25 protein-coding genes are annotated in these 23256 nt (G+C 64.3%); 9 read left to right on the plus strand and 16 right to left on the minus strand.

Translation table 11 applies throughout. From position 1 onward, the window contains the following. The first annotated feature begins 59 nt into the window (after positions 1-59). Entirely contained in the window at positions 60-1355 is a 1296-nt protein-coding gene (gene egtB / locus RPS27_RS30185; protein WP_313754865.1) for an ergothioneine biosynthesis protein EgtB, read from the plus strand. 50 nt (positions 1356-1405) lie between these two features. Beyond that, entirely contained in the window at positions 1406-2377 is a 972-nt protein-coding gene (gene egtD, locus RPS27_RS30190; RefSeq protein WP_313754866.1) for an L-histidine N(alpha)-methyltransferase, read from the plus strand. Between the two features lie 11 nt (positions 2378-2388). Here egtD and RPS27_RS30195 read toward each other — a convergent pair whose 3' ends face one another. After that, positions 2389-3570 carry a low temperature requirement protein A gene (locus RPS27_RS30195; RefSeq protein WP_313754912.1) on the minus strand — a complete coding sequence of 394 codons (1182 nt, stop codon included), beginning with the start codon at positions 3568-3570 and terminating at the stop codon, positions 2389-2391. 43 nt (positions 3571-3613) lie between these two features. Next, positions 3614-3850 (minus strand): BolA family protein, encoded by a 237-nt coding sequence (locus tag RPS27_RS30200; RefSeq protein WP_018316584.1) that lies wholly within the window; start codon positions 3848-3850, stop codon positions 3614-3616. A gap of 174 nt (positions 3851-4024) precedes the next feature. Here RPS27_RS30200 and RPS27_RS30205 point away from each other — a divergent pair, with 174 nt between their 5' ends. Beyond that, complete coding sequence (locus RPS27_RS30205) at positions 4025-4384, plus strand: DUF427 domain-containing protein (RefSeq protein ID WP_194403138.1); 360 nt, start codon at positions 4025-4027, stop codon at positions 4382-4384. Positions 4385-4514: 130 nt separating this feature from the next. On the opposite strand, the gene RPS27_RS30210 is transcribed toward RPS27_RS30205, so the two are convergent. Continuing rightward, complete coding sequence (locus RPS27_RS30210; protein ID WP_027548646.1) at positions 4515-4688, minus strand: DUF1328 domain-containing protein; 174 nt, start codon at positions 4686-4688, stop codon at positions 4515-4517. 175 nt (positions 4689-4863) lie between these two features. Between RPS27_RS30210 and RPS27_RS30215 the strand changes: the two genes are divergently transcribed. Continuing rightward, the gene (locus RPS27_RS30215; protein ID WP_194408380.1) at positions 4864-6042 is read left to right on the plus strand and encodes an acyltransferase family protein; all 1179 of its coding nucleotides are present in this window, start codon (positions 4864-4866) and stop codon (positions 6040-6042) included. A gap of 159 nt (positions 6043-6201) precedes the next feature. Here RPS27_RS30215 and purL read toward each other — a convergent pair whose 3' ends face one another. Then, complete coding sequence (gene purL / locus RPS27_RS30220) at positions 6202-8412, minus strand: phosphoribosylformylglycinamidine synthase subunit PurL (protein WP_194403139.1); 2211 nt, start codon at positions 8410-8412, stop codon at positions 6202-6204. A 185-nt stretch (positions 8413-8597) separates the two neighbouring features. Here purL and RPS27_RS30225 point away from each other — a divergent pair, with 185 nt between their 5' ends. Then, a complete protein-coding gene (locus RPS27_RS30225) occupies positions 8598-9077 on the plus strand; it encodes a PaaI family thioesterase (RefSeq protein WP_194403140.1) in 480 nt (159 codons plus the stop codon). Between the two features lie 76 nt (positions 9078-9153). After that, a complete protein-coding gene (locus tag RPS27_RS30230) occupies positions 9154-10116 on the plus strand; it encodes a DMT family transporter (RefSeq protein ID WP_194403141.1) in 963 nt (320 codons plus the stop codon). Between the two features lie 3 nt (positions 10117-10119). On the opposite strand, the gene RPS27_RS30235 is transcribed toward RPS27_RS30230, so the two are convergent. Continuing rightward, on the minus strand, positions 10120-11091 hold the full coding sequence (locus RPS27_RS30235; RefSeq protein WP_194403142.1) for a tripartite tricarboxylate transporter substrate binding protein BugD: 972 nt from the start codon (positions 11089-11091) through the stop codon (positions 10120-10122). Next, on the minus strand, positions 11088-11789 hold the full coding sequence (gene purQ / locus RPS27_RS30240) for a phosphoribosylformylglycinamidine synthase subunit PurQ (RefSeq protein WP_194403143.1): 702 nt from the start codon (positions 11787-11789) through the stop codon (positions 11088-11090). The genes RPS27_RS30235 and purQ overlap by 4 nt, the downstream gene beginning before the upstream one ends. Before the next feature lie 167 nt (positions 11790-11956). Between purQ and RPS27_RS30245 the strand changes: the two genes are divergently transcribed. Then, positions 11957-12973 (plus strand): magnesium and cobalt transport protein CorA, encoded by a 1017-nt coding sequence (locus RPS27_RS30245; protein ID WP_194403144.1) that lies wholly within the window; start codon positions 11957-11959, stop codon positions 12971-12973. A gap of 10 nt (positions 12974-12983) precedes the next feature. Here the strand turns inward: RPS27_RS30245 and purS are convergent, their stop codons facing one another. Next, a complete protein-coding gene (gene purS, locus RPS27_RS30250) occupies positions 12984-13226 on the minus strand; it encodes a phosphoribosylformylglycinamidine synthase subunit PurS (protein WP_007602264.1) in 243 nt (80 codons plus the stop codon). Positions 13227-13239: 13 nt separating this feature from the next. Then, complete coding sequence (gene purC / locus RPS27_RS30255; protein ID WP_173015815.1) at positions 13240-14007, minus strand: phosphoribosylaminoimidazolesuccinocarboxamide synthase; 768 nt, start codon at positions 14005-14007, stop codon at positions 13240-13242. 321 nt (positions 14008-14328) lie between these two features. Here purC and RPS27_RS30260 point away from each other — a divergent pair, with 321 nt between their 5' ends. Then, positions 14329-14652, plus strand: coding sequence for a DUF1476 domain-containing protein (locus tag RPS27_RS30260; protein ID WP_194403145.1), 324 nt, complete (start codon positions 14329-14331; stop codon positions 14650-14652). Positions 14653-14657: 5 nt separating this feature from the next. On the opposite strand, the gene RPS27_RS30265 is transcribed toward RPS27_RS30260, so the two are convergent. After that, the gene (locus tag RPS27_RS30265) at positions 14658-15632 is read right to left on the minus strand and encodes a LysR family transcriptional regulator (RefSeq protein WP_194403146.1); all 975 of its coding nucleotides are present in this window, start codon (positions 15630-15632) and stop codon (positions 14658-14660) included. 104 nt (positions 15633-15736) lie between these two features. Between RPS27_RS30265 and RPS27_RS30270 the strand changes: the two genes are divergently transcribed. Further along, on the plus strand, positions 15737-16564 hold the full coding sequence (locus RPS27_RS30270) for an oxaloacetate decarboxylase (protein WP_212068209.1): 828 nt from the start codon (positions 15737-15739) through the stop codon (positions 16562-16564). On the opposite strand, the gene cynS is transcribed toward RPS27_RS30270, so the two are convergent. From cynS to RPS27_RS30305, 7 genes are all read right to left on the minus strand, one after another. Continuing rightward, entirely contained in the window at positions 16551-17033 is a 483-nt protein-coding gene (gene cynS, locus RPS27_RS30275) for a cyanase (protein WP_194403148.1), read from the minus strand. The two genes, RPS27_RS30270 and cynS, sit on opposite strands and share 14 nt — an antisense overlap. A 14-nt stretch (positions 17034-17047) precedes the next feature. Further along, positions 17048-17971 carry an ABC transporter ATP-binding protein gene (locus RPS27_RS30280; RefSeq protein WP_194403149.1) on the minus strand — a complete coding sequence of 308 codons (924 nt, stop codon included), beginning with the start codon at positions 17969-17971 and terminating at the stop codon, positions 17048-17050. A 2-nt stretch (positions 17972-17973) separates the two neighbouring features. Then, the gene (gene ntrB / locus RPS27_RS30285; RefSeq protein ID WP_313754867.1) at positions 17974-18813 is read right to left on the minus strand and encodes a nitrate ABC transporter permease; all 840 of its coding nucleotides are present in this window, start codon (positions 18811-18813) and stop codon (positions 17974-17976) included. 148 nt (positions 18814-18961) lie between these two features. Then, positions 18962-20341: a CmpA/NrtA family ABC transporter substrate-binding protein gene (locus RPS27_RS30290; RefSeq protein ID WP_194403151.1), complete on the minus strand. Its 1380-nt coding sequence runs from the start codon at positions 20339-20341 to the stop codon at positions 18962-18964. Between the two features lie 119 nt (positions 20342-20460). Then, a complete protein-coding gene (locus RPS27_RS30295; RefSeq protein ID WP_194403152.1) occupies positions 20461-21339 on the minus strand; it encodes a sulfurtransferase in 879 nt (292 codons plus the stop codon). Between the two features lie 50 nt (positions 21340-21389). After that, positions 21390-22502 carry an acyl-CoA dehydrogenase family protein gene (locus tag RPS27_RS30300; RefSeq protein WP_194403153.1) on the minus strand — a complete coding sequence of 371 codons (1113 nt, stop codon included), beginning with the start codon at positions 22500-22502 and terminating at the stop codon, positions 21390-21392. Between the two features lie 36 nt (positions 22503-22538). After that, positions 22539-23081, minus strand: coding sequence for an OsmC family protein (locus RPS27_RS30305; RefSeq protein ID WP_194403154.1), 543 nt, complete (start codon positions 23079-23081; stop codon positions 22539-22541). Between the last annotated feature and the right edge of the window lie 175 nt (positions 23082-23256).

A 23256-nucleotide genomic window follows, 5' to 3' on the forward strand; every position in this document is an offset into this window, starting at 1 on the left:
CATCGCCCGAGAGGACTTTCATACCGTAACGGAGCCCCTATCTAGGACGAACCCTGGTTTTGGAACCGGGCAACGCCAACAACGTTCTCTTGTCCTGTCTGGAGAAAAACGTGACGAAACAAGCCTCCGCTACGGCCACTGCCCCGCTTTCGTCATTGTCCGGTCAGGGCGGCCTCGCCCAGAGGCTTCACGACGCATTTCTTGCCGTCCGCAATGAGACCGAACGCCGGGCCGCGCCGCTTTCGCCGGAGGACCAGCAGATCCAGTCCATGCCGGATGCCAGCCCGACGAAATGGCATCGGGCGCATACCACCTGGTTCTGGGAGCAATTCCTGCTTGGCGAGCACGCCGCGGGCTATCGGTCCTTCCACCCCGATTTCGCGTTCCTGTTCAATTCCTATTACGTCAGCGCCGGCCCGCGTCATGCGCGCAATCATCGCGGCGACATCACCCGTCCCAGCGCCGACGAAGTCGGTGCCTATCGCAGACATGTCGATGCGGCCGTCGTCAAATTCTTCCGCGAGACCGGCGCGGACAAGCTTCGCGAGATCGCGCCGCTGGTCGAGGTCGGGCTGAACCACGAGCAGCAGCATCAGGAATTGATGTTCACCGACATCCTGCACGCTTTTGCGCAGAACCCGGTCTATCCGGCCTACGACCCGGACTGGCGCTTTCCCGCTGCGACCCGCACCGGTGATGACTGGCTGCACCTCAACGAGGGCATCCACACCGTCGGCCATGTCGAGGACAGCTTTCATTTCGACAACGAGAAGCCGGCTCATCGCGCTCTCGTCGGGCCGGTCAAGGTCGCGCGCAACCTCGTCACCAATGGTGAGTGGCTCGCCTTCATGCGCGACGGCGGCTATCGGACCGCGACGTTGTGGCTGATGGACGGCTTTGCCGCGGCCAGCAAGGACGACTGGCAGGCACCCGGCCATTGGCGCGAGGCCGATGGCGGGTGGCAGATGATGACGCTCGCCGGCCTCAGGCCGGTCGATCCGGACGCACCGGTCTGCCATGTCAGCTATTACGAGGCCGACGCCTATGCCCGCTGGGCCGGCAAACATCTGCCGACCGAGATGGAATGGGAGGTCGCGGCCCGCGCGGGCCAACTCAACGACGCCTTCGGCATCGTCTGGCAATGGACGCGCAGCTCCTATTCGCCCTATCCGGGCTATCGCGCCGTCGAAGGGGCGCTCGGCGAGTACAACGGCAAGTTCATGGTCAACCAATTGGTGCTGCGCGGCTCCTCGCTTGCAACTCCGGAGGGCCATAGTCGTATCACTTATCGGAACTTCTTCTATCCGCACCACCGCTGGCAGTTCACCGGGCTGCGGCTCGCCGACTACGAGTAGAAACGATCCCACGACAAATGCGCGCCGGACAGCGCGTTCAGGAGAGTATCATGAATGTGCACGCCAGCGCTTTGGCCGAAGCCCATCTTCCCGACGAGCAGACGACCGCCTTCGCCCGCGAGGCGATCGAGGACCTCTCGCAGCAGCCGAAAAAGCTGTCGCCGAAATACTTTTATGACGCGACAGGATCGGAGCTGTTCGAGGCGATCACGAAGCTGCCGGAGTATTATCCGACACGCACCGAGCTTGCGATCCTGACCGAGCGCGGCCGCGAGATCGCGAAGATCATTCCGGAGCACGCAGCGCTGGTCGAGTTCGGCGCCGGCGCGACCACCAAGGTTCGCCTGCTTCTGGATCATTGCAAATTCGCGGCCTATGTCCCCGTCGACATCTCCGGCGACTTCCTGAAAGCGCAGGCGAATGGCCTGAAGCGGGATTTCCCTGCGCTCGGCATCTATCCGGTCGCGGCCGATTTCACCACGCCGTTCGAGCTGCCGAAGGCGGTCGCGTCCATGCCCAAGGTCGGCTTCTTCCCCGGCTCGACCATCGGCAATTTCGAGCCGCAGGAGGCGCAGGCCTTCCTGAAGAGCGCACGCAAGATCCTCGGCCGCGGCGCGCAGATGATCATCGGCGCCGACCTCGAGAAGGACGAGCGCGTGCTCCATGACGCCTACAACGATGCTGCCGGCGTCACCGCGCGCTTCAACCTCAATGTCTTGGTCCGCATCAACCGCGAGCTCGGCGGTAATTTCGATCTGTCCGCCTTCACCCATCGCGCAATCTACAACCGCGAGCGGCACCGCATCGAGATGCATCTGATCAGCAAAAAGAGCCAGACCGTCCGCCTGCTCGGCACCAGCTTCTCGTTCCGCCCGGGCGAGAGCATCCACACCGAGAACAGCTACAAATACAGCCTCGAGCGCTTTTCCGCGCTGGCGCAAGGCGCCGGCTGGCGAGTGCGCGAAAGCTGGACGGATGCGGCGAAGATGTTCTCGGTGCACGCGCTGGAGGTCGCGGAGTAGGCTTCCCGCGCCTACTCCTCGGTTGCCGGCCCCAGCGACACCGACTCCCACACCGCGACGACTATCATGATCGCGCTGCTGGCGACCGAGAGCCAGAGTGGCGAGAGATCGGCGGCGAACCACCATAGCACCAGCAGCAGGATGATGCCGATGCCGTGCGAGAGCTGGAGGAAGCCGCGGATCGCGTGCTTGAACAGGATGGTGCCGACCAGGAATACCAAGGGACCGCCGATCGTGCTCACGATGGTCCTGAAGTCGGAATGGCCGGTCGGATGCTTCAGCACCAGCTCATCCGACACCGCAGTCAGAATGATGCCGGCGATGATCGGCATGTGCAGATAGGTATAGGCGAGCCGCGCCAGCCGGCCGGATTCGGCGGACTTCGAGATCCGCTCGGCGCCGGCTTCCGCTCCCTTGTGGAAATAGATCCACCACATGGCGATGGCGCCGACCAGCGCGGAAACGAAGGCAAGGATGTTGGCTGCGGTCCATTCCAGCTCGGCAAAGGTCGCGCCGTTGACGACGACGGCCTCGCCCAGCGCGATGATCACGAAGAGGGAGCAGCGCTCGGCCATGTGGCCGCCTTCGACAGCCCAGGCTTCAACCGACGAGAAGCCCAGCTTCGGCACCCAGAACCGCGCCGCCGGCGAGACGTACTCCCAGGTGACGGCCGCAATCCACAGCCATAGCCGCGTCTCGCCCTCGTATAGGCCGCCTGCGATCCACAACATCGCGGAGATCGACAGCCAGGTCAGGATGCGGATCGCGTTGTGGCGCACCGCAGTCCGATGCCGCGGCGTTGCGAACAGCCAAAAGGCGGTGCGTCCGAGCTGCATGGTCGCATAGGCGATCGCAAACCACAGGCCCCGCCCCTCGAACGCGGTCGGGATCGTCGTCGACAGCACGAGGCCGCCCAACATCATGAGGAAGAGCATGACGCGGACAGGCGTCAGCTCGGGATTGAGCCAATTGGTGACCCAGGCGGTGTAGACCCAGACCCACCACACCGCGAGAAACAACACCGTGACATGCACCGCGCCGAGTGGCGTGAAATGGTGCAGCAGCGTGTGCGAAACCTGAGTGACCGCGAAGACGAAAACGAGGTCGAAGAACAGCTCGACATTGGTGACGCGGCTGTGCTGGTTCGGCACGATGACGCGAAACATCGCGCCGCGAGGATTGTCCGCAGCCATCATCCTTCCCCCGTCGCGCGATCAGATCAGGCAGCCGGTCAGATCAAGCGCCCGGCACGCCGGTTTGCAGCGCCAGCGCGTGCAGCACGCCGCCCATCTGGCCGCGCAGGGACTGATAGACGATCTGGTGCTGCTGGACGCGGGACTTGCCGCGGAAGGATTCCGAGATCACGGTCGCGGCATAGTGGTCGCCGTCCCCGGCGAGGTCACGGATGGTCACCTCGGCATCGGGGATCGCCGCCTTGATCATCGCCTCGATATCGTGGGCGTCCATGGGCATTCGGGTCGTGCTCCTGTCTCGTCGAATCGCGCCGGGGTCCCCTTGCCGGCTGGGTCAAACTTAGCGTGAACAGTCTTCTTCGTCACGCATTCCGGCACTATATCCCTGATCCCATCGGGATAAACGCACGACAAAGTGCCGCGCAAGGCAGATCGATCGAAAAGGCGTGACATCATGAAGCTTCCAGGGCCCGACCACCCCATCACCATCACCCAAAATCCCCGGCGCGTTCGGGTCACCGCGGGCGACATCGTGATCGCCGAGACCAGCAAGGCGCTGACCCTGAAAGAGGCGAAATACCCGGCGGTGCAATATGTGCCGCGGGAGGACACCAATATGGCTCTGCTGGAGCGCACCGAGCGCACCACCCATTGCCCCTACAAGGGTGACGCCAACTATTTCAGCGTCAAGGCCGACGGCAAGACGCTCGACAATGCGATCTGGACTTACGAGACGCCCTTCCCCGCGATGACGGAGATTTCCGGCCATCTCGCCTTCTATCCGGACAAGGTGAAGATCGAGGAAGTGGGGTAGGCCCTGCTGTAGCGCCACGTCATGGCCGGGTTATCCCGGCCATCCACGTTCTTGGATAATCGCAGATACCGAAACACGTGGATGCCCGGGACGAGCCCGGGCATGACGATGAGTGCCGCTACCGGTCGGGCTATGCCCTGAAAATCGTCAGCCCCAGTATCAGCAGCACCAGGAAGATCACGACAAACACGTAGAACAGGAAGCGGGCGATATCGGCGGAGGCAGCCGAGATTCCGGTGAAGCCGAGCACGCCGGCCACAATCGAGATCAGCAGGAAGATCAGCGCCCATTTCAGGATCGTCATCGCCAGCTCCGCAATCGGTTGCCGCTTGCCGCGGCTCTCTACGCCCTTTCGCGAATGCTAACTTTGCTACGCGGAACTGGTTCCTCCGGTTGCCGCTGCCGAAACGACACTTGCTGAATCCGGTTCCCGGCGGCACAGTCCCGGCGGGACGGGACGCGGGGCGACCATAATGACGATGTCACATTCAGCGACGATGGGCGCGGAGGCGCAGGCTGCGCCGAAGAGCAAGGCGCGCAATCTCTCGCTCGATCGTGCCCGTACCTTCCTGACGCTGGTGGTGCTGCTGCATCACGCGGTGATTCCCTACACGCATTTCGGTCACACCGATCCGGCCTCCTTCGCCGGCTTCGACATGATTGTGCTCGCCACCGACAGCTTCTTCATGGCGATGTTCTTCTTCCTGTCGGGCCTGTTCACCTGGCCCGGCATCGCGCGCAAGGCACCGTCGGTCTTTTTGCGCGACCGCCTGTTGCGGCTCGGGCTGCCGTTCGCGATCGCGGCCCTCACCGTCATCCCGCTCGCCTACTACGCCATCGCGCTGCGGGCCGAGCCCGAGTTGACCTTCGCTGCATTCTGGTGGAAGACCGTGACGGCGGGGCCGTGGCCGAGCGGCCCGATCTGGTTCGTGTGGGTGCTGCTCGCCTTCGATCTCACCGCGAGCCTGCTCTACCGGGTCTCGGCGCATCTGGTCGACCCGATCAACCGCGTCTCGTTGCGCGGATTCGACCAGCCGGCCGCGTTCTGGCTGGTGCTCGCCGCGATCAGCATCCTCGTCTACGTGCCGGCGCTGGTCTATTTCGGCGCCAATAAATGGTTCGAGTTCGGACCGTTCTCGGTGCAGGCGAGCCGCATCCTGCTCTACTTCAGCTACTTCTTCATCGGCGCCAGCGTCGGCTCGGCGAACTTCGATCGCGGCATCCTCAGCTCGGACGGTCAGCTGCCGAACGACCGCTGGCGGTGGGTGTTCATCACGCTGGTGCCGTACTGCCTGATGTGGGGCATGATCTACATCAAGCGCGAAATCCTCGGCAATCCCGATCCGCTGCCGCACTGGTACCACGCGTTCTACGGCACGTTCCTGGTGCTGTTCTCGGCGTCGATCCTGCTCACGATCCTCGCCTTCTTCCTGCATTCGAAAGCGCCGGGGCCAACCCTGCTCGACCGCATGCAGGCCGACGCCTACGGCATCTTCCTGGTGCACTACCCGATCGCACTGTGGATCCAGTATGCGCTGTTCGATTACGAGCTGCCTGCGATCGTGAAGGCCGCGATCGGCTTCGTGCTCACGGTGATCCTGAGCTGGGGCCTGACGGCGGCTTTGCGCAAGATACCGGGGGCGTCGTCGGTGTTGTGAGAGCGCGCGGTCTCTCGGCTCGTCAAGGAGCCCTTGCGACGACGGGATCGTAGCCCGGATGGAGCGCAGCGCAATCCGGGAGTGTTGCCACACGCGATAGCGGTCCCGGATTACGCTTTCGCTCCATCCGGGCTACGGCTCTGAGTTTGTGGAAGCGCCTTACGCCGCCTTGCCGCCCATATATTCCGGCAGCCAGCGCTCGTGCGAGATCCGCAAGCTGTCGATCGTGACAGGCGCTTCGCCGGCAATGGCGATCGCGTCGCCGCCGGTGGTACCGATACGGACGCAGGGCACCTCGCAGCCGCGCATCTTGGCGAGCACGCGGCCGGCTTCCGTTTCCGGCACGGTGACGAGATAGCGCGCCTGGTCCTCGCCGAACCAATAGGCCTGCGACACCAGCGAGGTCGGCGCCGCCAGCAGCCTGGCGCCGATGCCGCCCGCCATCGCCATCTCGGCGAGCGCGATCAGCAGGCCGCCGTCGGAGAGGTCGTGCACGGCTGTGGCGGTGCCCGCGTGGATCATGCCGCGCACGCAATCGCCATTGCGCTTCTCGGCGGCGAGATCGACCGGCGGTGGCGCGCCCTCCTCGCGGCCGCAGATGTCGCGCAGATACACCGACTGGCCGAGCCAGCCATGGGTCTCACCGACCAGGAGGATCGCTTCGCCCTCGGCCTTGAAGGCAAGCGAGGCGGACTTGGTGAAATCGTCGAGCAGGCCGACGCCGCCGATCGAGGGCGTCGGCAGGATCGCGCGGCCATTGGTCTCGTTGTAGAGCGAGACGTTGCCGGAGACGACCGGGAAATCCAGCGTGCGGCAGGCTTCCGAAATGCCCTTCAGGCAGCCGACGAACTGGCCCATGATCTCGGGCCGCTCAGGGTTGCCGAAATTGAGGTTGTCGGTGATCGCGAGCGGCTTGCCGCCGACCGCGGTGATGTTGCGCCAGGCTTCGGCGACGGCCTGCTTGCCGCCTTCGAACGGATCGGCTTCGCAATACCGCGGCGTCACGTCGACGGTCAGCGCGAGGCCCTTCGGCCCGTCCTGCACGCGCACCACTGCGGCATCGCCGCCGGGACGCTGCATGGTGTTGCCGAGGATGACGTGGTCGTACTGCTCCCAGACCCAGCGCTTAGAGCACATGTCGGGCGTGCCGATCAGCTTCTCCAGCGCGCTGCCTAAACCCATCGGCGCCGGCACTTCGCGCGCATGCACGACCGGCAGCGCGACGGACGGGACATGCGGGCGGTCATAGAGCGGTGCCTCGTCGCCGAGCTCCTTGATCGGCAGGTCGGCCATGACGTCGCCGCCATGCTTGACCACGAAGCGCTTGCTCGGCGTGGTGTAGCCGACGACGGCGAAATCGAGGCCCCACTTTTTGAAGATCGCCTCGGCTTCTTTTTCCTTCTCGGGCTTGAGCACCATGAGCATGCGCTCCTGGCTTTCCGAGAGCATCATCTCGTAGGCGCTCATGCCGGTCTCGCGCGTCGGCACCGCGTCGAGATCGAGGTCGACGCCGAGATCACCCTTGGCGCCCATCTCGACGGCCGAGCAGGTCAGCCCCGCCGCGCCCATGTCCTGGATCGCGATGACGCAGCCCTTCTCCATGATCTCGAGGCAGGCCTCCAGCAACAGCTTTTCGGCGAAGGGATCGCCGACCTGCACCGTGGGGCGCTTCTCTTCGGACTTGTCGTCGAACTCGGCCGAGGCCATCGAGGCGCCGTGGATGCCGTCGCGGCCGGTCTTGGAACCCAAATAGACGATCGGCATGTTCACGCCGGAGGCCGCCGCATAGAAGATCTTGTCGGCATCGGCGAGGCCGACCGCCATCGCGTTGACCAGGATGTTGCCGTCATAGCGGGTGTGGAAGCGCACCTGGCCGCCGACAGTCGGCACGCCGAAGGAATTGCCGTAGCCGCCGACGCCGGCAACGACGCCGGAGACGAGGTGCCGGGTCTTGGCGTGCTCGGGCGCGCCGAAGCTCAGCGCATTGAGACACGCGATCGGGCGCGCACCCATGGTGAAGACGTCGCGCAAGATGCCGCCGACGCCGGTGGTCGCGCCCTGGTAGGGCTCGATGTAGCTCGGGTGGTTGTGGCTCTCCATCTTGAAGACCACGGCCTGGCCGTCGCCGATGTCGATCACGCCGGCGTTCTCGCCCGGGCCCTGGATCACCCAGGGCGCCTTGGTCGGCAGGCCCTTCAGATGGATGCGGGAGGATTTGTACGAGCAGTGCTCGTTCCACATCGCCGAGAAGATGCCGAGCTCGGTGAAGGTCGGCTCCCGCCCGATCAGCTTCAGGATGCGCTCATATTCGTCGGGCTTAAGCCCATGGGCGGCAACCAGTTCGGGGGTGATCTTGGGTTCATTCTTCATGGCTTCAGGGGCTTTCGGCGGCGGTTTGGCCGTTCTTAGGAACATCCGGGGCTCGCGAAAAGCCCTTTATGGCGCATTTTCCCGCTGTCCCACGTTTTGCAGGCAGGGACGGCGGGAACAGGAATTGCACGGCGCCGACGGATCGGATTTAAGGGCTCGAGACCCGCAATTGAAGGCCTATTTCCTTGCACGAATTGACCAAAGCGCCCCCACCCCGCCGCCCCGACCTCCACGTCGCCACCGAGGGCGAATTTGTGGGCTGGCGGACCTGGATTCGCGACAGTTTCGAGGCCCATGTCGGCCCCTTCTGGCACCGGATCGAGGCGGACGGCAGCGTCCGCAGCGCCTTCCGGGTCGAGAAAAAGCACCTCAACGGCTCCGGGAACGTCCATGGCGGCTGCTACATGGCCTTCGCCGACTACTCCCTGTTCGCGATCGCCACCCATGTCCTGGACAGCCGGGCGGTGACGACCAACTTCGCCTGCGAATTCCTCGACGCGGCACGCGAGGGCGAGCTGATCGAGTGCACCGGCGAGGTCACCCGCGCCGGCGGCTCGCTGATCTTCCTGCGCGGCAAGATGATGTCTGCCGACCGGGTTCTGCTGACCTTTTCCGGCACGATCAAGCGGATGAAGCGGAAGGCGCTCCCTCAGCCAAACGCATAGCTCGGCGCCTTCCCTTTTCGCTCGCCCTCGCCCAGACTTCCCGGCAAGCGCTGTCGCGCCGGGGAGCAAGAACAAGGTGCCGCAGAGCACATCGGAGGCGGGTCGCGCGACGGCGGCCGCATCAACGCCGTTGCCGTCCATCGCCACCGGCGCCCGCAACTGGCGCGACTATGCGCTGCTGCTCGCGCTCGCCTGCTGCTGGAGCTCGACCTATCCGCTGGCCAAGCTGGCGCTTCCCACCATCCCGCCCATCACCTTCATCTCCGCACGCTCGCTGGTCGCGGCCGCCTTCCTGTTCGCGATCCTGTGGATGCGCGACATCAAGGTGCCGACGGACGCAAAGGCCTGGAAGCTGTTCGCGACCCAGCAGCTGATCAACTCGACCTTCCCCTTCCTGATCATCACCTGGTCGCAGCAATACGTGCCGGCATCGAGCACGGTGGTGCTGGCCTCGACGACGCCGATTTTCGCCTTCCTGATCACCTCGCTGATCACGCGTCACGAGCCGGCGACGCTGCTCAAGCTCGCGGGCGCGGTGCTCGGCCTCGCGGGCACGATTCTCATCGTCGGCCTCGATGCGCTGCACGGCTTCGGCAACGAGATCGTGGCCGAGATCGCGATCCTGCTTGCCACCATCTCCTTTGCCTGCGCGACGATCTTCGGTCTGCGCCTGTCCGACTACGATCCGATGGTGGTGGCTGCCGGCTCGCTCTTGTTCGGCGGCCTCATCCTGCTGCCGCCCTCGCTGATCATCGACCAGCCCTGGACGCTGCAGCCGACGCCGACGGCGATCATTGCCACCATCGTCATGGGCATCGTCTCGAGCGCGCTCGGGCTGATGCTGTTCTACGTCTGCCTCGGCCGCCTCGGCACGCTGACCACCAACGCACAAGGATATTTGCGCATCCCGATCGGCGTCGGCCTGTCCGTGGCTCTGCTCGGCGAGAGCGTGCCGTCGAACCTGGCGCTCGGGCTGTTGCTGGTAATGGCCGGCGTCGCCGCGATGACGGTGCCGGCGGAGCGGCTGAAGCGACGCTAACGACTACTTGGCGTCGTCCGCCAGCATCTTCCGGTACTTTTCGACGTCGCGCGTCACGAGCTTCTGCAGCACTTCGGGCGCGTGCTCGTCCGCATCAGGGGCGACAGTGGAAAGATCGGCAAAACGCTTCTTCACGGCATCGGTCTCGACCGCAGTGCGCGCAGCGGCGTTCAGCTTGGCGATCACGGCCGGCGGCGTGCCCTTGGGCGCGAACAGGCCGTTCCAGCCCTGCGCCTCGAATTCGGGCAAACCCGCTTCAGCCGAGGTCGGCAGGTCCGGCAGCGTGGCGAGCCGCACGGTCGAGCCGACCACGAGACCCTTTACCAGCTTCTCGTTGATCGACTGCGAGACCGAGGCCGCCGCATCGCAGACGCCGTCGATCTGGCTGCCGACCGCATCGGTCAGCGCAGGCGCAGCACCACGGTAGCCGACCAGCGTCGCGTCGATGCCGGCAGCGGTGACGAAGCTCTTGCAGATCAGATAGTTCGACGAGCCGACGCCGGCATGGCCGAGATTGATCTTGCCCGGATTGGCCTTGGCGTAGGCGATGAACTCTTTCAGGTCCTTGGCCGGAAAGTCCTTGCGCAGCGCGATGATGCCGAATGTCTTCGCCACCATGGCGATCGGCACGAAGGACTCAGGCGTGAACGGCAGTTTCGGATAGATCGTGTAGGTCGCCGCATTCGTGCCGGCATTGCCGATCGCGATGGTGTAGCCGTCGGGCTCGGCGCGGGAGGCGCGCGCCAGCGCGGTCGAGCCGCCGGCACCGGCAACGTTCTCGATCACGATGGTCTGGCCGAGCGCGATGCCCATCTGCTCGGCGACCGTACGCGCGATCACGTCCGAGGTGCCGCCGGCCGCGAACGGCACGATCATGGTGATCGGACGCTTGGGATAGTCTTGGCCAAACGCGGCCGTCGCGAAAGCAATTGCGGCGACCGCGATCGACAGCCGCTTCAGCACGAACGAAATCACGCGGCTTTTTCCAGATGCTGAGCGAGGCCGGCGAACAGGCCGCGGCCGTCCGTGCAGCCCATGATGTCTTCGACGTGGTTTTCCGGATGCGGCATCATGCCGAGCACGTTGCCCTTGTCGTTGACGATGCCGGCGATGGAGTGCGCAGCGCCGTTGATGTTGCTGTTATCGTCCACCACACCCTCGGCCGAGCAATAGCGATAGAGCACCCGCCCCTCGCCTTCGAGCCGCTTGATGGTTTCTTCGTCCGCCTCGTAATTGCCTTCGCCATGGGCGACCGGCACACGGATCACCTGCCCGGCATTGTAGCCGCGGGTGAACGGCGTGTCGGAACGCTCGACGCGCAGATGCACGTCGTGGCAGATGAACTTCAGCCGCGCGTTGCGCATCAGCACGCCGGGCAGCAGGCCGGACTCGCAGAGGATCTGAAACCCGTTGCAGACGCCGAGCACGAGGCCGCCCTTGGCCGCGTAGTCGCGCACCGCGTCCATCACCGGCGCACGTGCCGCGATGGCGCCACAGCGCAAATAATCGCCATAGGAGAAACCGCCCGGCACCACCACGAGGTCGGTCCCCGGAGGCAGCGAGGTCTCGGCGTGCCAGACCATCGCCGGCTCGTGGCCCGAGATCAGCCTCAGCGCACGCGCCATGTCGCGCTCGCGGTTGATTCCGGGAAAGACGAGGATGGCGGCTTTCATGTTCGGGTTCCGACGGTGACGGGAATCGGGCTGGCCGAAGGGGCCAATTCGCTGGGAGACATAGCCATTTGACGGGGATTTTACCAGTGCTAGCCTCGCCGGGCGGCCTTGTACACAGGCCATAGCCACGGCAGTTTTGCCCAACGATCTTGCCCGGGATTGCAGCCATGAACGTCCCGTCGCTGCCCACCTCCCTCGCCGAGCCGGTATCCGCCGAGGGCGTCGTCGCGGCCGGTGCCTATGTCGACGGCCGGCGCGTTGCCAATATCGCGATCAGCGAGGCCTCGAGCTGGCGCGCCAAGCCCGGCCACGTGGTCTGGATCGGCTTGCATGAGCCCGACATGGCGCTGCTCAGCGCGGTGCAGAAGCAGTTCGACCTGCACGAGCTCGCGATCGAGGACGCCAACCACGCCCATCAGCGTCCCAAGATCGAGCAATATGGCGAGGCCCTGTTCATCGTGGCGCGCACCGCGCAACTGATCGAGGGCCGCATCGCCTTCGGCGAGACCCACATCTTCGTCGGCGAAGGCTATCTGGTCTCGGTGCGCCACGGCGCTTCGACCTCCTACAAGCCGGTGCGCGAGCGTTGCGAGAGCTGCCCGCGAGCGCTGGCTCGCGGCGAGGATTACATCCTCTACGCCATCCTCGATTTCATCGTCGACAATTACTCGCCCGTGCTCGAGAGCATTCACGACGAGGTCGAAGGCATCGAGGATGACGTGCTGTCGAAGCCGATCAGCAAGGCGCAGATCGAGCGGCTCTACATGCTGCGCCGCGACCTCTTGCGGCTGCGCAACGCGATCGGGCCGCTGGTGGAGGTCTGCCGCCGGCTGGAGCATGACGAGCTGGCGATGGTGCGGCAGGCCATGCAGCCGCTATTCCGCGACGTCACCGACCACGTCCGCAACATCCAGGAGCGCATCGATTCCATGCGCGAGGTGCTGGCCTTCGCCTTCGAGGCAAGTCTTCTGGTCGGTCAGGCGCAGGAGACGGCGGTATCGAAGAAGCTCGCCTCCTGGCTTGCGATCATCGCGATCCCGACCGCGCTCGCCGGCATCTACGGCATGAACTTCAAGCACATGCCGGAGCTGGAATGGGAGTACGGCTACTTCATGCTGCTCGGCGTGATGCTGACCGCCTGCGGCGCGCTGTACTGGCGGTTTCGCCGCGCGGGATGGCTGTGAGCCGTCCTGCTCACCCGATCAGCTCGACCCGATAATTCTCGATCACGGTGTTCGCGAGCAGCTTGTCTGCGGCGTCCTTCAGCGCGGCTTCCGCCTTGGCCTTGTCGGCGCCGGCGAGCTCGATGTCGAACACCTTGCCCTGGCGGACGCTGGCGACGCCGTCGACGCCGAGCGACTTCAGCGCGCCTTCGATGGCCTTGCCTTGCGGATCGAGGATGCCCGTCTTCAGGGTAACGGTGACACGTGCCTTCACGTCAAAATCCTCTTCAGCTCTTCACCAGCACCGGGCCGGAGCCCTGCGGACGCTCGTTCTCCATCAGGATGCCGAGACGCTTTGCAACTTCCGTATAGGCCTCGAGCAGACCGCCGAGATCCCTGCGGAAACGATCCTTGTCGAGCTTCTCGTTCGACTTGATGTCCCAGAGACGGCAGCTGTCCGGCGAGATCTCGTCGGCGACGATGATGCGCATCATCTCGTTCTCGAACAGGCGCCCGCACTCCATCTTGAAGTCGACGAGGCGGATGCCGATGCCGAGGAAGAGGCCGGTGAGGAAGTCGTTGACACGGATGGCGAGCGCCATGATGTCGTCGATCTCCTGGGGCGTCGCCCAGCCGAAGGCCGTGATGTGCTCTTCCGACACCATGGGATCGTTGAGCTGGTCGTTCTTGTAGTAGAATTCGATGATCGAACGGGGCAGCTGGGTGCCCTCCTCGATGCCGAGGCGCTGCGACAGCGAGCCGGCGGCGACGTTCCGCACCACCACCTCGAGCGGCACGATCTCGACCTCGCGAATCAACTGCTCGCGCATGTTGAGGCGGCGGATGAAATGGGTCGGCACCCCGATGTCGTTGAGGTGCTGAAACAGGTACTCCGAGATCCGGTTGTTGAGGACACCCTTGCCCTCGATCACCTGATGCTTTTTCGCATTGAACGCGGTGGCGTCGTCCTTGAAGTGCTGGATCAGGGTACCGGGCTCCGGGCCTTCATACAGAACCTTTGCCTTGCCTTCATAAATACGACGCCGACGGCTCATGGGGATGTACCGTGTTTTGTTGAAATCCATGTATTTGGTGTGCTCCGGTTACTAGGATTTACGACCCACAGCGGAGCTGCCGTGAACAGCCCGGAACCCATCTATAAACCCTTGGAAACAGAACGGGAACCAAGCCTTTAGGCAACCTATCCGATTGGCTGTCCGAGCACAATCGATCCGGCCGTCCGGCGCCAACTTATACCGTCTTGCCTGCGGCTTAACGGCCCGTTGTTTTGCCGATATGTGCTATCTATGTAGGCACGCAGCCGGGCGGTCGCAACGGAAGGCCCCCCGCGCCATCAGAGGGATTTGGAACAAGGCATGAGCGAGTTCGACAAGCGCCAGGAAGGTTTCGAGAAGAAATACGCCCTCGACGAGGAGCAGAAATTCAAGGCGGAGGCCCGCCGCAACCGGCTGCTCGGGCTGTGGGCCGCCGAAAAGCTCGGCATCTCCGGCGATGCCGCCACCGCCTATGCCAAGGAAGTGGTTGCGGCCGACTTCGAGGAGGCCGGCGATGCCGACGTCGTGCGCAAGCTGACGGCTGATTTCGCCGCCAAGAACGTCGCCGTCACCGAGCAGGCGATTCGCGCCAAGATGAGCGAGCTGCTCGCGGTCGCAGCCGCCGAGGTCAAAGCCGGGAAATAATTGAGTTAAGCAAGGCGCCGGCGCGCAATACCCTTGCGCGCCGGCGATCGCTTTCCGGTGTCCCGCGTGGTCGGGACGTCCCGCCCGGCATAGTTGCGCCGGATGGTCTCGAGCAGGCGCTCGGCCGCAGCGCTCAGAAAACCACCGCGGCGCGTGACGAGAACGATGTCCTGATCCGCCGCAAGATCGTCCACCACGATCGTCGCGAGCGAGGCCGCACGCAGTTCCTCCGCCATGTGGCTCCGTGCCAGCAGCGCAACACCGAAGCCCGCCTCGACGAGCCGCTTCTGGGCGGTGAGGCTATCCACGGCCGTCCACTCCACTTCGCCGAGCCCTTGCGTGAGAAACAGCGCAAACACGTGAGCCGCGGCGATCTCGCGGCGCCCGCGCGTCGCCGGGAATGCGATCCAGCGCTCGCCGCTGAGCTCCGCGAGGCGCTTCACGCGCTTTCCAGCCAGAGGATGGTCGGGCGCACAGACCACCTGCAACGCCTCGCTCAGCACCAGCTCGCAGGTGAGGTCGCCGGAGCGGTCGGTGTTGTAACGCAGGCCGATCGTCGCCTCGCCGCGCCGGACGAGATCGCTGACCTCCGCGCTGGTCGCGGTCTGCAAGGCCAGCGTGACGGCCGGATTCTCCTTTGCGAACCGCTTCATGATGGTCGACAGGCGACTATCGGCCAGCGTTCCGGTCACCGCGAGCGACACCGGCCCTGCATTCTGCTTGGTCAATGCGCGGATCGCCTGTTCGGCGTCCTCTGCCGCGGCAACCGCGCGCTCGGCATAGGGAATCAGCACGCGTCCGGCATCGCTGAGCCGGGTGCGGCCTGCCACTCGTTCGAACAGGGGCACGCCGAGCTCATGCTCCAGCAGCGCGATGCGGCGCGAGATCGCCGGCTGCGAGCGGTGCAGGAATTTCGCGGCATTCGAAATCCCTCCCTTGCGATGAACGGTCAGGAAGGTGTTGAGGGCGTCACTGTCCATTACGACCTCATGCAAAAAACTGATGTCTTCCGTAAGAATAACAAATTTGTCGGATGGCGAAAATGCTCCTAAGCCTGCCTCGACCGACAACACGGAGACGAGCCATGATGAGCCAGCTGGACAAGGCGACAGCGTTCCGCGCCCTGCACGCGCGCCGAGGCGCCTTCATCATTCCCAATCCATGGGACGCCGGCACCGCCAAGTTGCTCGCGGCGATGGGCTTCGAGGCCCTGGCGACGACGAGCCTCGGGGTCGCCAACATGCTTGGCAGGAGCGGCGTCAGCCTCGATGTCATCCTCGCCAACGCGCGCGCGATCGTCGAGGCGACCGACCTGCCCGTCAGTGTCGACCTCGAGAATTGCGGTGCGGACGAGCCGAAGCGTGCCGCCCAGGCGATACAGCGCGCCGCCGAGGCCGGCGCCGTCGGCGGATCGATCGAGGATTTCAGCGGCGACCGCGATCGCCCCATTTACGACTTTTCCCACGCGGTCGAGCGCGTCCAGGCCGCCGTCGAAACGGCGCGTGCGCTGCCGTTTCCGTTCACACTGACCGCGCGGGCCGAGAACTTCCTGCACGGCCGCAAGGACATCGACGACACGGTTCGCCGCCTGCAGGCCTTCGAGGCCGCGGGCGCCGATGTCCTCTATGCGCCCGGCCTGTACGACCTCGGCACGATCCGGACCGTCGTCTCCTCGCTCGGTAAGCCGTTCAACCACGTCATGGGCTTTGCCGACCCGACGCTGACGGCCGAGCAATTGTCGGACGCCGGCGTCAAGCGCATCAGCGTCGGCGGGGCGATGTCGCGCTACGCGCTTGCCGCGTTCCTGACCTGCGCGCGCGAGATGAAGGACAAGGGATCCTTCACCTATATTCGCGAGATGGCAGAGGTCGGCGCGTTGCGCGCCGCCTTCGCCGCGGTCACTCCTCCTTGAAGCCGTATTCCGGCACGTTGCCGCTGGCGCCGTAATATTTGTACGGCAGGAATTTGCCGCTCATGGTGATCTTGACGCGGTCGCCCTTCGGGTTGGGCTGTCGTTCCATCACCATGTCGAAATCGATCGCCGACATGATGCCGTCGCCGTACTCCTCCTCGATCAAGGCCTTCCAGGCCGGCCCGTTCACCATCACGAGTTCGTAGAAGCGATAGATCAGGGGATCGGTCGGGGGCATCGGCATGCCGCGCATTGGCGTCTCGTTCAGCATGGCGACTTCAGCCTTCGACAGGCCGAACAGCTCGCCTGCATTGGCCGCCTGCGGCTTCGTCAGCTTCATCTGGCCGAGGATGGCGCCCGTGATCAGCACCTCGGAATAGCCGCCGATCTTGTCGCAGATGTGCTTCCAGCTCCAGCCCTTCTCGCGCTTGATGTCGAGCAGCTTTTCGGTGAGGTCTTCGCGTTTCATGTCAGGGTCTCCTCTCAGGCGGTGAGTCCGGGACTGGGCCCGGGTATCCAGGTCTGTCTTTGCTCCTCGACGTTCGAGGCGATCGTCAGCCCGGGCTTGCCGATATGTACCGTCGGCACGTTGCGTGGATCGTGGCCCAGCGTTTCGGCGGCAAAGGTCTTGCTGCGCGTCACCAGGAAATCGATGATGTGGTTGCGCAGCGCATAATAGAGCGGATGGCGGTGAAGATCGATGCGGCCGCGATCCCGCGGCAGCGGATTTTCGACGACCTCGGCCAGCACCGCACCCGGCCCGTTGGTCATCAGGAAGATCTTGTCGGCGAGATACATCGCCTCGTCGACGTCGTGGGTGATCATGAATGCGGTCTGCCCGGTCTCGAGGCAGATACGCCGGACCTCGTCCTGCAGCGTGCCCCGCGTCAGCGCGTCCAGCGCCGAGAAGGGCTCGTCCATCAGCATCATCTTCGGCGTGATCGACAAGGCACGCGCGATACCGACGCGCTGCTTCATGCCGCCCGATAGTTCCGATGGCCGCTTGTGTTCGGAGCCGGCGAGGCCGACGAGATCAATGAAGTTCTGCGCGTGCGCCCTCACCTTGGCGCGGTCCCAGCTTCGCCATTTCGAGCTCACGGCGTAGCTGACGTTGCCGAGCACGGTGCGCCAGGGCAACAGCGCATGGCTCTGGAAGATCACGGCACGATCGAGGCTGGTACCGGAGATCGCCTGTCCGTCGACGATGACCGCGCCCTCGCTCGGCGCGTCGAGGCCGGCGAGGATGTTGAGCACCGTGGTCTTGCCGCAGCCGGAATGGCCGATCACGCAGGCAAACTCGCCGCGCGCCATCGACAGCCAGAGATTCTCGAAGATGGTGGTCGTAGCGCCACCCGCGCCGGGATAGCGCTTGGCGATGCCCTCGATGGAGATGAATTTATCGGTCATGTCTACTCCGGAAACGTGACCATGCGCGTGAAGCGCGCCAGAATCTGGTCGAGCAGCATGCCGATGACTCCGATCAGCAGGATTGCGATGATGACGTTGGTGATCGACAGATTATTCCACTCGTTCCAGACGAAATATCCGATGCCGGTGCCGCCGACGAGCATCTCGGCGGCGACGATGACGAGCCATGCGATGCCGACCGAGATGCGCATTCCGGTCAGGATCGTCGGCGCCGCGGCGGGGAGGATCACGGTGAAGGCGCGCCTGACGGTGCCGACTTCGAGCGTGCGCGCCACGTTGATCCATTCCTTGCGCACGCTGGCAACACCGAACACGGTGTTGAGCAGCATCGGCCAGATCGAGCAGATGAAGATGACGAAGATCGCCGAGACCGAGGAATCCTTGATGGTGTAGAGCGCGAGCGGCATCCAGGCCAGCGGCGAGATCGGCTTGAGCACCTGAATGAAGGGATCGAGCGCCTTGCTGAGCAGCGGCGACATGCCGATCAGGAAGCCGAGCGGGATCGCGACCAGCACCGCAAGCAGATAGCCGGTGCCGACGCGTGCGATCGAATAAGCGAGCTGGATGCCGAGGCCCTTGTCGTTCGGGCCGTTATCGTAGAATGGCCGTTTCAAATGCTCCAACAGCTTGGCGCCGACATCGAGCGGTCCCGGCATCGTTGATTTGCCCTGCGTCGCGGTGAGGCCCATCAGCTTGGCGTATTCCGGGCTCATCGTCGTGGTTGCACCGGTCGAGCGCGTGGCCAGGTGCCAGATGCCGAGAAACGCAGCGAGCAGCACGATGGAGACGAGGCCCGCACGGAGGCGGAGGGAGGAATTCATCGCGCCGACCTCACCCCATGTGTCCCGGACGCGATGCAGCACGCAATGCTGCTTCGCAGAGCCGGGGCCCAGCCGGGCCGGCTGGGTCCCGGTTCTGCGTCGCACCGCTTTGCGCTGCGCCGTGCCCGGGACACGAGAGCCCAGCCCATCACGACGCCTTCCTGATCTTGAAGCTCGCCACATAATCCTCCGGCTTGGCCGGATCGAACGTCTTGCCCATCACCGCGAAAGACTTGTAGGCGCTCGCCGGCGGCGACAGGCCCATTTCGGTCATCAGCTTCTTGGTGTCGGTGGCGAGATACACCTGCTCGGCGACGGCCTTGTAATCGACGTCGCCCTTGATCTGGCCCCAGCGCTTCATCTGCGTCAGCATCCACACCGCGAAGGACTGCCAGGGGAACGGATCGAAATCGACGCGCTTGGCGTCGGTCTTCACTCCGCCGAGCCCGTCGGCATAGGTGCCGGTCAGCACCTGCTCGAGCACCGTCACCGGCGCGTTGATATAGTTGGCCGGCGCAATCGCTTCTGCGATCTGCTTGCGGTTCTCCGCTTTCGATGCAAAGGCGGTGGCATCGACGATGGCGCGCGTCAGCGCTGCAAAGCTGTTCGGTGCCGTCGTGATGAACTCGCGACTGGCAGCGAAGCTGCAGCAGGGATGGCCGTCCCAGATCTCCTTCGACAGGATGTGCATGAAGCCGACGCCGTCATAGATCGCGCGCTGGCAGATGTTGTCGGGAGCGAGGAAGCCGTCGATGTTGTCGGCGCGCAGATTCGCGACCATTTCCGGCGGCGGCACCGAGCGCAGCTGCACGTCGGTGTCGGGGTCGAGACCGTGCTCGGCGAGATAATACCGCAAGAGATAATTGTGCATCGAATAGTCGAAGGGAATTGCGAACTTCATCCCCTTCCAGTCCTTCGGATCGCGCTTGTCCTTGTGCTTCATGGCAAGCGTGATGCCCTGCCCGTTGATGTTCTCGATCGCAGGGACGGCAAATGGAACCGGGTTGGCACCCAGGCCGAGCGAGATCGCAATCGGCATCGGCGCCAGCATGTGCGCGGCGTCGTATTCCTTGTTGATGGTCTTGTCGCGAACCACGGCCCAGCCGGCGGTCTTGACCACCTCGACGTTCAGACCGTGCTTGGAATAGAATCCCATCGGGGCCGCCATGATGATGGGCGTGGCGCAGGTGATCGGGATGAAGCCGACCTTGAGGTCCTTTTTCTCCGGCGCGCCGGCTTGCGCAAACGCCTCGGTCGCGGTCTTGAGCGGGAAGAACTGCGACAGCGCGGCGAGCGCAGTGGAGGCCCCGACCGATTTCAGGAATGCGCGCCGCGCCCCATCCTGCGGAAACATGGCGCGCATCACGGCAGACGCAACCACGCCCTCGTAGCGCTTCTCCTCGCTCTCAACGGGCTCGCATCGCAGGGTCAACGCGGCCTCGTGCTCTCCCGCCGAAGCGTGCTGGCCGCACACACATCCGGACTGAAGATTGCGGTCGGCATCGAACGGATCGTTAAACGTGGACATGTTTCTGCGCCCCTTTGTCACACCGTGCGGCGGACGCCGTTGTCCGCCGCGTCGGCTCAAAATTCCTTCGTGGCCCGGCTGCCCCCTTGCGCAGCCGGGCCACGGGAAACATGCAGGTTCTATGCCGCCTTGCCTGTTACCTGGGCAGCCACCGGCAGCCCCTGCTCAATCGGCAGCGACGGATCGCGCGACCATTCGTTCCAGGAGCCGAAATACATCCGCACGTCCTTCACGCCGGCGTTCTTCAGCGCCAGGAACGTGTTCGAGGCCCGCGCTCCCTTGAAGCAGTAGAGATAGACAGGTGTGGTCGGCGAGATGCCGACGGTGGCACATTCCGCCAAAATCTCGTCCTTGGACTTGAAGCGCGGGCCTTCCGCGGTCGGCTTCATCATGCGGTACCATTCCAGCCACACTGCGCCGGGGATACGGCCCTTGCGCGGGCAGAAATCCTTGCCGTAGGGCGAGGAGCTGTCGCCAATCCACTCGTCGACGTCGCGCACGTCTAGAATGGCAATGCCGGGCTTGCCGACCGCGGCGAGCATGGTCTTGGCGTCGATCAGGATCTCGCCGGCCTCGGGTACGATCGCGAACGAGGCTTTCGCCGGCGCCGGGACATCCTTCGTCACCGGGAAGCCCGCCGCTGCCCACGCGTCGAAGCCGCCATGCAACACCTTGACCTTGGGATAGCCAAGCATGGTGAGGAGGTAGTAGCCGCGGCAGGACTGGCCGAAGCCGGAATTCATCGACTGCTCGTAGATCACGGCCGTTTCCTTGCCGGAGAGGCCGGCCGCGCCGAAAGCATCGGCGAATTTGGTCTTCAGCTCGCTGATGCCCTCCGGCGTCGAGGTTGCAAGGAACGTGAAGATCTCGTGCACGTTCACGGCATTGGGCAGGTGCCCGGCAGCATAAGCGTCGGGATTGCGGGTGTCGATCACGACACAGGGTTCAAGCTTCAAGAGATCGGCAAGTTCGCTGGCAGAAATCAGAACGTCCGTCATTGGCGGCCTCTCCGTTGAGGTTGGGGGTCTTCTGGGTGGACTCGTGAAGCTCAGCAATCGGCGAGCATCTTGCGCAGCTGCTTGGTAGCCGGCGTGACGATCGCAATGAAATAGGCCTCGCGCAGGCGCCGCTGTGCGCGGTGGCTCTTGAGGTAGCCGCGCGCGCCACAATGCAGCATCGCCGCATGCGCCGCCGCGACGCTGGCCTCGCCGGCGCGAAGCCTGAGCGCGATCACCTTGCGCCAGTAGGTTTCCTCCTCGTTGTAGGGATCGCGCGCCAGCGCCATGGTCTCGGCCTCGAGCTCGGCGGCGAGATCGCGGAAATGCACCGGCTGCTGCGGCAGATAGCGGTTGATATGGCCGAGGGGATTGTCCACCTCATCCATGATGTTGATGCAGTCCTTGATGAGGCCGAGCGCCATGCCGGCCTGCAGCAGGATGAAGCCGGCGCGGATCTTCTTGACGAAGGGGCCGGCGGGATCGGCGAGGATCAATTCGTCCGGCACGAAGACGTCGCGGAACTGCACGCCATAGGTGCCGGTGCCGTCCATCGCCATGAACGGCTTGCACGGCGTCAGCGTGATCGCGGGATCGGCGCAATCGGCGAGGAACATCACCGTTTCCTCCGCGTCCTCGCGCTCGAAAATCGTGCCGAAGTAATGATCGGGACCGAGGTTGGAGACCCAGGGCAGCGCCCCCCGCACGACATAGCCACCCTCGACCCTGCGCCCCTTCAATTTCAGCTTCTCGATGCCGAAGAAGCTCTTCATCGGATTGGAGAGCCCGGTGCCGCCGAGCACCCGGCCGGTCGAGAAGGCATCGCCGAAGCGCTTGGCGAGCTTCAGGTTAGTCGAGTTGGCGGCGTACCAGACCAGGGTGTTCTGGCACCAGGCCATGAAGGCCGTGGCTCCGCAGACCTCTCCGATCGCCTCAATGGCCTGGATCGCGCAGCGCAGGTCGGCGGGACCCTCTTGCGGGACGTGACTTCCCCAGGCGCCGACCTCGCCGAATTTGCGCAGCACGTCGGCTGGATAGACCGAACCGTCGTCGATGCCGGCCGCGAGCGGCGCGAGTTGCTCCCGTGCGATCCGCGCCACTTCTCCTGCAATGGAAGGTGCGGGCTGATCCAGAACTTCGACCCGCGATAAAGCCAGTGAACCCATGATCGTCTCCCGCACCTTGTCCTGGTTGCTATTCAGCTAGATGCCGACCTCGAGATTGACCGGACGGGTGAAGGTGTTGGCGACCGGCGACCATTTCTTGACATGGGCGACCAGCGCGTCGATCTCGTCCTGCGCGATGCCCTCGCATTCCATGTCGACCTTGACGCGGACGTCGGTGAAGCCGACGGGCTTGTCGGAGGTGTCGCCGGTGCCCCACACCGCGGTGATGTTGAGGTCGCCTTCGAGCTCGAGCTCGAGCTTGTTGACGATCCAGCCGCGGTGCACCGCATTGGCGTGCAGGCCAACTGCAAGGCACGAGCCGAGCGCGGCGAGCGAGGCTTCCGACGGATTGGGGGCGGTGTCGTCGCCCAGGAGCCCCGGCGGCTCATCGACGATGTAGGGCGGCAGATTGCGGATATAGTTGGCGTGGCGGAACTTGCCTTCCGCGACCGTCTTGCACTTCAAGGTCTTGACGACCTTCGGATTAGCCTTGCCGCTCGCGATCAGTTGCTCGAGGCCATTCTTGTCGATGGGCGCAAGGCACCCCGTCAGCACTGTCTTTTGAACGACGGCAGTCATCTTTTTCTCCCTGGCAGCCGTGAAAAACGGCAGGATACCGAACGGTCTGTTTCCTTGCATAGGGCGTGCCAAAGCGGGCGGAAAACGAAATGCGAGGCGATGGAGCCGCTTAAGCGTCGCTGCCCGCGGATTGATCAGCCGCGCTCTGCTCAAAGGCGATGCAGATGCGCGCGCC

Origin of the sequence: Bradyrhizobium sp. WYCCWR 12699 (genome assembly GCF_032144035.1) — a bacterium.
GTDB lineage: Bacteria > Pseudomonadota > Alphaproteobacteria > Rhizobiales > Xanthobacteraceae > Bradyrhizobium.